The organism is Streptomyces recifensis (assembly GCF_002154615.1).
Lineage (GTDB): Bacteria > Actinomycetota > Actinomycetes > Streptomycetales > Streptomycetaceae > Streptomyces > Streptomyces griseoluteus.
On sequence record NZ_MUNH01000040.1, the window covers coordinates 1 to 9848 of the forward strand.

Below are 9848 nucleotides of genomic sequence, written 5' to 3' on the forward strand. Positions count from 1 at the left end.
GCCGTCGACGGCCTGGCGGGCGGCGTACCGCTCCAGGGTGGCCCGTGCGCCCGCCACGTCGGCGGTGACGAACGCGGCGCCGACCCAGGGACGGATGTGCTCGCGGGCGCGGTCCAGATGCCGGGCGAACTCCTCGGCGTGCCAGGACTCCAGCGGGGCGAGACGGGCGCCGTCGCGCAGTGCCAGCGAGAACATGAGGGCCTCCCCTTTGCATAACAAGTGTTACGGAAATGTACCGTGGCGGCATGCCACGTACCAAGGGAGATCACGAAGCGCGGCGGCGGGACGTCTCCGCGGCGGTCTGGCAGGTCATGGCGACGCGCGGCTTCGCCGGGCTGACGCTGCGCGCGGTGGCCGCCGAACTCGGCGCGACCACCGGCCTGCTCACCCACTACTTCCCGACCAAGCGGGCCCTGGTCGAGTACGCCCTCGACCTGCTGGAACAGCGCACCCTCGCCCGTCCCCGGCGCTCCACCGGGCCGGGGCTCGCGGCACTGCGGGACGCGTTGCTCGACATCCTGCCGCTGTCCCCCGAGGCCACCGACAGCAACCGCGTCTGGGTCGCCTCCTGGGACACCGCCCTCGCCGACCCGGCCATCGGCGCCGACCATGCCCGGAAGTACGCGCAGGGCCGGGCCCGCCTCGCCGAACGCGTGGCCGCCGCCCAGGCCCTCGGTGAACTGCCTCCCGGCGACCCGGACCGCATCGCGGCCGGCACCCAGGCCTTCGTGCTCGGCCTCGTGGTGCAGAGCCTGCTCGACCCGGCCCGGTTCCCGCCCGAACGGCAGACGGAGCTGCTGGACGACCACCTCGCCGGCCTGACGATCCGTCGCGCGTGACCTTTTTCCCGGCCTGCGGGCTTCACTGCCCGCCCGCGGAGGCGTTCGCGGTGCTCATACCTCTCTGATGATCACGCGGTTCCCGCACAGCTTCGACCAGTCGTCACGGTCGGAGGTCAGAACGATCACGGGAGCGGGGGCGCGGAGCGCGAGGGCGGCAACGAGAGCGTCGATCGCGTACGTGTGTCCGTGCGGCCCACCTGCGTCCCGAAGCAATGTCACTGCGGTCAGGGAGTCCTCCTGGCTGACCGGTTCCACCCGCAGCCGGGAGAGCAGCCACCTCAAGCGCGCCAGGTCGGTCTTCCCCTGTACGGCTTCAACAATGGTCAGCGCGGACACGAGCACGGGCATCCCGGCCTGGCGGGATGCCTCGATGCGAGCCGCCATCCGGCGATCGTTGCGCAGAAGCAGGGAGAGCGCCTCGGAGTCGAGTACCAGCGAGCGGGCCGGCCGCTCCTTCACGCGGCGCCCCGCTCGGTGTTCTCGTCTCCGAACAGCTCTTGTCGGGCGACTTCGATCTCCTGCTCAGTGAGCGCTCCGTGCTCCTCCTCATGGGCCGCGACGATCTCGGCCAGCCCGTCCATGGCGAGCTGATGCCTGACAGCTTCGGTGACGTAACTGGACAGTCCCCGGCGGCCGGTTCGAGAGCGGAGCTCGCTGACCAGCTCGGCAGGCATCGACACGGAGATGTTCTCGGTGGTGCCGGATCGGGTCGGCTTCATGCCCCCAGTGTAAGACAGTACCTATTACATTGCTGAGGCTTGCGGCGGGGCGTTTATTCCACCCCGGCCCTGGCGTCCTCGGACCAGGAGTCCTGCTCCTCCGCGCTGTCAGGGTGCCCCGATTCGGGATGGCCCCTGTGAGAGGCTGGATCGTATGAACCGGCTAGCCGACGTGACCTCGCCGTATCTGCTCCAGCACGCTGACAACCCGGTCGACTGGTATCCCTGGGGGCCGGAGGCGTTCGAGGAGGCCCGGCGCAGGGACGTGCCGATCCTGCTGAGCGTCGGGTACTCCGCCTGCCACTGGTGTCACGTCATGGCGCACGAGTCCTTCGAGGATCAGGCCACCGCCGACTACCTGAACGAGAACTTCGTCAGTGTGAAGGTCGACCGGGAGGAGCGGCCCGACGTCGACGCGGTGTACATGGAGGCGGTGCAGGCGGCGACCGGGCAGGGCGGGTGGCCGATGACCGTGTTCCTGACGCCGGAGGCCGAGCCCTTCTACTTCGGCACCTACTTCCCGCCCCGCCCCCAGCACGGCATGCCCTCCTTCGGGCAGGTGCTGGAAGGGGTGCACCAGGCGTGGGAGGGCCGGCGGGACGAGGTCACCGAGGTGGCCGGGAAGATCACGCGGGACCTCGCCCAGCGGGAGATCGTCCGGCAGGCGGCCGGGGTGCCCGGCGAGGAGGAACTCGCGCAGGCCCTCCTCGGCCTCACCCGCGAGTACGACCCCCAGCGCGGCGGATTCGGCGGCGCGCCGAAGTTCCCGCCCTCCATGGCGCTGGAGTTCCTGCTCCGCCACCACGCCCGCACCGGCTCCGAGGGCGCCCTCCAGATGGCGAGCGACACCTGCGAGCGCATGGCCCGCGGCGGCATCTACGACCAGCTCGGCGGCGGCTTCGCCCGCTACTCCGTGGACCGCGACTGGGTCGTGCCGCACTTCGAGAAGATGCTGTACGACAACGCGCTGCTCTGCCGGGTCTACGCCCACCTCTGGCGCACCACCGGCTCCGACCTCGCCCGCCGCGTCGCGCTGGAGACCGCCGACTTCCTCGTCGCCGAACTCGGTACCGAAGAGGGCGGGTTCGCCTCCGCGCTGGACGCCGACAGCGACGACGGCACCGGCAGGCACGTCGAGGGCGCGTACTACGTCTGGACGCCCGACCACCTGCGCGCCCTGCTCGGAGACGAGGACGGCGAACTCGCGGCCGAGTACTTCGGCGTGACCGGTGAGGGCACCTTCGAGCACGGCCAGTCGGTGCTTCAACTGCCGCAGGCGGAGCGGGTGTTCGATGCCGGGCGGATCGCCTCGGTCAGGGAGCGGATGCTCGCCGAGCGGTCCCGGCGCCCCGCGCCCGGCCGGGACGACAAGGTCGTTGCCGCCTGGAACGGCCTCGCCGTCGCCGCCCTCGCCGAGACCGGCGCCTACTTCGACCGCCCCGACCTGATCGAGGCCGCCGTCGCCGCCGCCGACCACCTGGTCCGGGTCCACCTCGACGAGCACGGCCACCTCACCCGGACCAGCCGCGACGGCCGGGCCGGGGCCAACTCCGGGGTGCTGGAGGACTACGCCGACGTCGCCGAGGGCTTCCTCGCGCTGGCCTCCGTCACCGGCGAGGGCGTCTGGCTGGACTTCGCCGGGCTGCTCCTCGACCAGATCATGACCCGCTTCACCGACCCGGAGAGCGGTGCGCTGTACGACACCGCCTCCGACGCCGAGCAGCTCATCCGCCGCCCGCAGGACCCGACCGACAACGCGACCCCCTCCGGCTGGTCCGCCGCGGCCGCCGCCCTGCTGTCCTACGCCGCGCACACCGGTTCCGACGCCCACCGGACCGCCGCCGAGCGGGCCCTCGGCGTGGTCAAGGCGCTCGGGCCGCGGGTGCCGCGGTTCGTCGGCTGGGGCCTGGCCGCCGCCGAGGCGCTGCTAGACGGACCCCGCGAGGTCGCCGTCGTAGGCCCGTCCCTCAGTGACGGGCGCACCGCGGCCCTGCACCGCACGGCCCTCCTCGCGCGTGCCCCCGGCGCGGTCGTCGCGGTCGGTACCCCGGACGGGGAGGAGTTCCCCCTGCTCGCCCACCGCCCCCTGGTGGGCGGCGCCCCGGCCGCGTACGTCTGCCGGAACTTCACCTGCGAGGCCCCGGTCACCGACCCCGGCGCGCTGCGCGCGGCGCTGGACGGCAACTGACCGAACCCGGCACCCCGCACGGCTACTTCCCGGACACCCGCGCCCGTTACGATGCGCTGCCCGCCGCCCGGACGGGGTGGCGCATCCTGTGGGGGGAAGCCCGTGTTCGTGCTGTCCATACTGCTGCTCATAGCGGCCGTCGTCCTCTTCCTCGTCGGACGCGGCAGAGCCGAGGCCGGCTGGAAGATCGGGGCCGCGATCGGCGCCCTGGGCGGGGTCCTGGCCGGCCTGTTCGCCTGTCTTCATGTGGTGAGCGCCTATGAGGTCGGCGTCCCGGTGACCTTCGGCCGGGTCGGCACCCCGCTGACCTCCGGCATGCACCTGAAGTCGCCGTTCACCGACGTCACCTCCTTCTCCACCCGGCCGGTCGACCTCGACCTGGGCGGCGAGGACCGGGTGGAGGTGCGCTCCTCGCAGGGCGGGGTGCTGTACGCGGACGTCACCATCAAGTGGGCCGTCGTCCCGCGCAAGGCGGTCGAGCTGTACCGGCTGGCGGGCAGTGAGGACGCGGTGCAGGAGCGGCTGGTGCTGCCCGACAGCCGCGAGATCATCCGCAACGTCTTCGCCCGGCACACCAGCGAGGAGGGGTACGCCTCCGCCCGCGAGCGGATCAGCGCGGAGATCGAGCACCAGGTGAAGGAGCGGCTGGCGCCGCGCGGGATCGACGTGACCACCGTCAACCTGCGCAACGTGCGGCCGTCGAAGCAGTTGCAGGGCCAGATCGACAAGAAGATCCAGCAGGAGCAGGCCACCGAGCGCGCCGTCGAGGCCGCGCGCACCGCCAAGGCGGAGGCCGAGCGCAAGCGGATCGAGGCCGAGGGCAACGCCCGCGCCAACAAGATCCTGGAGCGCTCCCTCAGCGACAAGGTGCTCTACAACCAGTGCCTGGACGCCTACCGCGAGGCCGCCAAGGCCCACCCGGTGTACGCCGTCCCCTGCGGCAGCGGCTCCGGCGGCACCCCGGTCATCGTGGACGGCACCAAGAACTGACGGCGCCGGGAACTGACGGCACAAGAACTGACGGCGCCGGTAAGGACTAGCCCAGTTCGGACCGGAACCGCTCCGCCTCCGCCACGATCGCCTCCAACTGCTCGTGGTGCGCCCCCTTCCAGTAGGCACGGCCGCACTCCCCGCACGCCGCGAACACGTCGTACGTGTCGCGCGTGCCGGCCTGGAGCCGGTCGGCCACCTGGGACTTGGTGGCCGGACGCAGCGGGCCGTTGCAGGCGGTGCAGCGGGACCAGGGGGCCAGCTCCGGGGCGAACCGCTCCAGCACGTCCCGGAGCTGCTGCTCGGGCCGGGTGCTGTACATGTACGCCCCGGCCCACAGCTCCCGGCGGCGCAGCAGACCCCGGTCCCGGCTGAGCAGGACCCGGCGCTCGGCGGCCGAACGCGCGGCGAGCGCCGGGTCGCCGATGTCGGTGGACTCGTACGCCGTGTCCACGCCGAGCAGGCGCATCCGGCGGGCCAGGGTGCCCAGGTGCACGTCGAGCAGGAAGCGCAGGGGGGCGCCGGGCACCCGCTGGGGGCGGGGGACCGGGCCGACGTGGACGGACTCGCCGTCGGCCGGTACGTGGGAGCGGGGGACCTCGCGGCCGTCCACGGTGAGGGTGCCGACCTCGGTCAGCGGGATGCCGAGGGACTCCACGGCATGGCCGAGGGAGGAGACACCGTCGGTGCCGAGTTCGGCGGGGCCCGCGCGGTGGGCGTGCGGCACGAACAGGTGCAGGTCCGGGGCGACTTCGAGGTGGATCACGGGTCCGTTCACCCGGTCAGGATGGCACGCGCCCGTACGGCCTTCAGGCGTGCTGGTAGGCCACCAGCGAGATGCCGATGTAGTGCACGATGAACGCGGCCACCGTGAGGGAGTGGAAGACCTCGTGGAAGCCGAACCAGCGCGGTGAGGGGTTCGGTTTCTTGATGCCGTAGACCACGCCTCCGGCGCTGTACAACAGGCCGCCGACGACCACCAGGACCAGGACGACGACGCCGCCGGTGCGCATGAAGTCGGGCAGGAAGAAGACGGCGGCCCAGCCCATGGCGATGTAGCACGGGGTGTACAGCCAGCGGGGCGCGCCGACCCAGAAGACGCGGAAGGCGATCCCGGCGAGGGCGGCCGCCCAGATGCCCCACAGCAGCCACTGCCCCTTGCTGCCCGGCAGGAGCAGCAGGGTGAGCGGGGTGTAGGTGCCGGCGATGATCAGGAAGATGTTGGAGTGGTCGAGGCGGCGCAGGATGCGGTCGGCCCGAGGGCTCCAGTTGCCCCGGTGGTACAGCGCGCTGACACCGAAGAGCAGACATGCCGTCAGGGCGTAGATACCGCACGCGATACGGCCGCGGGTGGAGTCGGCCAGTGCGGTGAGTACCAGGCCGGCGATGAGTGCGGCCGGGAACATGCCCAGGTGCAGCCAGCCACGGAGCCGGGGCTTCACGGGGTCCGGCAGGTTGAGCGCGGCGGAAACGGACGCAGTCATGAACCGCATCGTACCTACGGAACCGTAAGTTACGAATCAGTCCCGCTGGGTGGGTGGCCGAGCTCACGCCCCTACCAAGATCCATCGTCTCACGCCCGCCGTCGGTCGCGCGCGCAAAGAATTCGCCATGTGTGGGCCAGGTGGGCGTAAAGAGGTGCGCAGGTCAGCAGGGCGGACGCGGAACACGCCGTTTCGGGGGTACTCGCTCACCTGTGACGCCCTCTGGACATATGCGCACTCACATCGGATGATCAAATGAGTGCGGTCGGTACCGGATGAGCGTCGACCCTGACCGGGGTTGCCGCCTGGCATCCGGGCCGCAGCCCCCAAGGGGCCGAGAAATCCCTCACCCAGGGCCATAAACCCTCACTTAGGAGCGATCGTGGCGCGCGACAACGCGGCTCCCACCGTCATCCCGACCACCCATCAGGAACTGATCTCGTGGGTCGACGAGATCGCCGAACTGACCCAGCCGGACAACGTGGTCTGGTGCGACGGCTCCGAGGCCGAGTACGAGCGCCTGTGCGAGGAGCTCGTCGCCAAGGGCACCTTCACCCGGCTCGACCCGGTCAAGCGTCCGCACTCGTACCACGCGGCCTCCGACCCGACCGACGTCGCGCGGGTCGAGGACCGGACCTTCATCTGTTCCGAGAAGGAGGCCGACGCGGGCCCGACCAACCACTGGAAGGACCCCGCCGAGATGCGGGAGATCTTCCAGGGGTCCGGCGGGGAGGGCGGCCTGTTCCGGGGCTCGATGCGCGGCCGCACGATGTACGTCGTGCCCTTCTGCATGGGCCCGCTCGGCTCCCCGCTCTCCGCGCTCGGCGTGGAGATCACCGACTCCGCCTACGTCGCCGCCTCGATGCGCACCATGACCCGCATGGGCAGCGCCGTGCTGGAGCAGCTGGGCGAGGACGGCGAGTTCGTCAAGGCCGTGCACACCCTGGGCGCCCCGCTGGCGGAGGGCGAGCAGGACGTGCCGTGGCCCTGCAACCCCACCAAGTACATCTCGCACTTCCCCGAGTCCCGCGAGATCTGGTCCTACGGCTCCGGCTACGGCGGCAACGCGCTGCTCGGCAAGAAGTGCTACGCCCTGCGCATCGCCTCCGTCATGGCCCGCGACGAGGGCTGGCTGGCCGAGCACATGCTGATCCTCAAGCTCACGCCGCCGCACGGCGAGTCCAAGTACGTCGCCGCCGCCTTCCCCTCCGCCTGCGGCAAGACCAACCTCGCCATGCTGGAGCCCACCGTCTCCGGCTGGAGCGTGGAGACCATCGGCGACGACATCGCCTGGATGCGCTTCGGCGAGGACGGCCGGCTGTACGCGATCAACCCCGAGGCCGGGTTCTTCGGCGTCGCGCCCGGCACCGGTGAGCACACCAACGCCAACGCGATGAAGACCCTGTGGGGCAACGCGGTCTTCACCAACGTCGCCCTCACCGACGACGGCGACGTGTGGTGGGAGGGCATGACCGAGGAGCAGCCCGCGCACCTGACCGACTGGAAGGGCAACGACTGGACGCCGGAGTCCGGCACCCCGGCCGCCCACCCCAACGCCCGCTTCACGGTCCCCGCCGACCAGTGCCCGATCATCGCGCCCGAGTGGGAGGACCCGCGCGGGGTGCCGATCTCCGCGATCCTCTTCGGCGGCCGCCGGGCCAGCGCCGTCCCGCTGGTGACCGAGTCCTTCGACTGGAACCACGGGGTGTTCCTGGGTGCCAACGTCGCCAGCGAGAAGACCGCCGCCGCCGAGGGCAAGGTCGGCGAGCTGCGCCGCGACCCCTTCGCCATGCTGCCGTTCTGCGGCTACAACATGGGCGACTACATGGCCCACTGGATCGACGTGGCCAAGGACAAGGACCCGGAGAAGCTGCCCCGGATCTACTACGTCAACTGGTTCCGCAAGGACGGCGAGGGCAGGTTCGTCTGGCCGGGCTTCGGTGAGAACAGCCGCGTCCTGAAGTGGATCGTGGACCGCCTGGACGGCCGCGCCGAGGGCGTGGAGACCGCCATCGGCGTGCTGCCGGCCAAGGGTTCCCTGGACACCGAGGGCCTGGACCTCACCGACGCCGAGCTGGACTTTCTGCTCACCGTCGACGAGGAGGTCTGGCGCGAGGAGGCGTCCCTGGTGCCCGGGCACCTGGAGACCTTCGGCGATCACACGCCCAAGGAGCTGTGGGACCAGTACCGGGCGCTGGTGGAGCGCCTCGGCTGAGCGGGGTCAGTGGGCCGCGCTGAGTTCCCTCGGCGCGGCCAGGGCCGCCTTGTGGGCGTCCATCCGCTCGGCGGCCAGGATGGCGGCCGCCGTGTCCGCGCGGGAGGCGGCGACGACCAGGGCGCGGCCCGCGAGGGTGAGCGCCCGGCGGTGCAGCGGAGCCCGATCGGCGGCCGTTCCCGGCGTCGCCCGTACCGGGGCCCGGCCGCCGCGCAGCCGGGCGACCTCGGCGGCGAGCCGCTCGGCGGCCGCATCCAGCTCGGGGCCGGCGGCCGGACCGCGCAGCTCGTCGGTGACGGCGAGCAAGGCGGCGAGGTGTCCGGCCAGCTGGATGTCCAGCTCCTCGTCGCGGGAGCGGTGCGGGAAGTCCGGGGCCGCCGGGGTGCTGTGGACCGACTTGGTGCGGATCGGTTCGTACATGGGACGGCCTCCTCTGCGCTGACAGGAAACCATCCTAGCTTGGATTGAGTCTAAAGTTGAGTCGAGTCAGTCCTACGGCTGGCCGTAGCCGTCCAGGAAGGTTCCGATCCGGGTCACCGCGTCCGTCAGATCGGCCACGTTGGGCAGGGTGACGACCCGGAAGTGGTCCGGCTCGGGCCAGTTGAAGCCGGTGCCCTGGACCACCATGATCTTCTCCTGGCGCAGCAGGTCCAGTACGAGCCGCCGGTCGTCCTTGACCTTGAAGACCTTCGGGTCCAGGCGCGGGAAGAGGTAGAGCGCGCCCTTGGGCCGTACGCAGCTCACGCCCGGAATCCGCGTGAGCAGCTCGTACGCCGTATCCATCTGCTCCTTCAGCCGGCCGCCCGGCAGCACCAGGTCGTTGATCGTCTGGCGGCCGCTGAGCGCCGCGACCACGCCGTGCTGGCCCGGCATGTTGGCGCACAGCCTCATGTTGGCCAGGATCGTCAGGCCCTCCAGATAGGAGTCGGCGTGCGCGCGCGGGCCGGAGACGGCCATCCAGCCGACCCGGTAGCCGGCCACCCGGTACGCCTTCGACATGCCGTTGAAGGTGAGGGTGAGCAGGTCGGGGGCGACCTTGGCGGTGGGGGTGTGGACGGCGCCGTCGTAGAGGATCTTGTCGTAGATCTCGTCGGAGCAGACCAGCAGGTTGTGGCGGCGGGCCAGGTCGGTCAGGCCCTTGAGCATCGCCTCGTCGTAGACCGCGCCCGTGGGGTTGTTCGGGTTGATGATCACCAGGGCCTTGGTGCGGTCGGTGATCTTGCGCTCGATGTCCGCGAGGTCGGGCATCCAGTCGGCCTGCTCGTCGCACCGGTAGTGCACCGCGGTGCCGCCGGACAGCGAGACGGCCGCCGTCCACAGGGGGTAGTCCGGAGCGGGTACGAGGACCTCGTCGCCGTCGTCGAGCAGGGCCTGCATGGCCATCACGATCAGCTCGGAGACGCCGTTGCC

The 9848-nt window shown here is 71.2% G+C and carries 10 protein-coding genes and 1 pseudogene; 4 read left to right on the forward strand and 7 right to left on the reverse strand.

Features of this window, described 5'->3' with window-relative positions; translation table 11 throughout:
- Window positions 1–195, reverse strand: a pseudogene (locus tag CCN33_RS02750) (GNAT family N-acetyltransferase); the annotation flags it as partial.
- A gap of 50 nt (window positions 196–245) precedes the next feature.
- On the opposite strand from CCN33_RS02750, the gene CCN33_RS02755 reads away from it, so the two are divergent.
- Window positions 246–839 (forward strand): TetR/AcrR family transcriptional regulator, encoded by a 594-nt coding sequence (locus CCN33_RS02755; protein ID WP_167387752.1) that lies wholly within the window; start codon window positions 246–248, stop codon window positions 837–839.
- A gap of 54 nt (window positions 840–893) precedes the next feature.
- Here the strand turns inward: CCN33_RS02755 and CCN33_RS02760 are convergent, their stop codons facing one another.
- A complete protein-coding gene (locus CCN33_RS02760) occupies window positions 894–1301 on the reverse strand; it encodes a PIN domain-containing protein (protein WP_086690682.1) in 408 nt (135 codons plus the stop codon).
- Window positions 1298–1561 carry a hypothetical protein gene (locus CCN33_RS02765; protein WP_086690684.1) on the reverse strand — a complete coding sequence of 88 codons (264 nt, stop codon included), beginning with the start codon at window positions 1559–1561 and terminating at the stop codon, window positions 1298–1300. Before CCN33_RS02765 ends, CCN33_RS02760 begins: the two co-directional genes overlap by 4 nt.
- A gap of 154 nt (window positions 1562–1715) precedes the next feature.
- Between CCN33_RS02765 and CCN33_RS02770 the strand changes: the two genes are divergently transcribed.
- Window positions 1716–3749, forward strand: a complete 2034-nt coding sequence (locus CCN33_RS02770) for a thioredoxin domain-containing protein (RefSeq protein ID WP_086690686.1) — start codon at window positions 1716–1718, stop codon at window positions 3747–3749.
- A 108-nt stretch (window positions 3750–3857) separates the two neighbouring features.
- Window positions 3858–4739, forward strand: a complete 882-nt coding sequence (locus tag CCN33_RS02775; RefSeq protein ID WP_244173576.1) for a prohibitin family protein — start codon at window positions 3858–3860, stop codon at window positions 4737–4739.
- A gap of 46 nt (window positions 4740–4785) precedes the next feature.
- On the opposite strand, the gene CCN33_RS02780 is transcribed toward CCN33_RS02775, so the two are convergent.
- On the reverse strand, window positions 4786–5517 hold the full coding sequence (locus CCN33_RS02780) for a Mut7-C RNAse domain-containing protein (RefSeq protein WP_086690690.1): 732 nt from the start codon (window positions 5515–5517) through the stop codon (window positions 4786–4788).
- 31 nt (window positions 5518–5548) lie between these two features.
- Window positions 5549–6232 carry a PAQR family membrane homeostasis protein TrhA gene (trhA, locus tag CCN33_RS02785; protein ID WP_086690692.1) on the reverse strand — a complete coding sequence of 228 codons (684 nt, stop codon included), beginning with the start codon at window positions 6230–6232 and terminating at the stop codon, window positions 5549–5551.
- 373 nt (window positions 6233–6605) lie between these two features.
- Between trhA and CCN33_RS02790 the strand changes: the two genes are divergently transcribed.
- Complete coding sequence (locus CCN33_RS02790) at window positions 6606–8438, forward strand: phosphoenolpyruvate carboxykinase (GTP) (protein WP_086690694.1); 1833 nt, start codon at window positions 6606–6608, stop codon at window positions 8436–8438.
- 6 nt (window positions 8439–8444) lie between these two features.
- On the opposite strand, the gene CCN33_RS02795 is transcribed toward CCN33_RS02790, so the two are convergent.
- Complete coding sequence (locus tag CCN33_RS02795) at window positions 8445–8858, reverse strand: SCO4983 family protein (RefSeq protein ID WP_086690696.1); 414 nt, start codon at window positions 8856–8858, stop codon at window positions 8445–8447.
- A 72-nt stretch (window positions 8859–8930) separates the two neighbouring features.
- On the reverse strand, window positions 8931–9848 hold a 918-nt coding region (locus CCN33_RS02800), incomplete at its 5' end, for a pyridoxal phosphate-dependent aminotransferase (protein WP_244173578.1).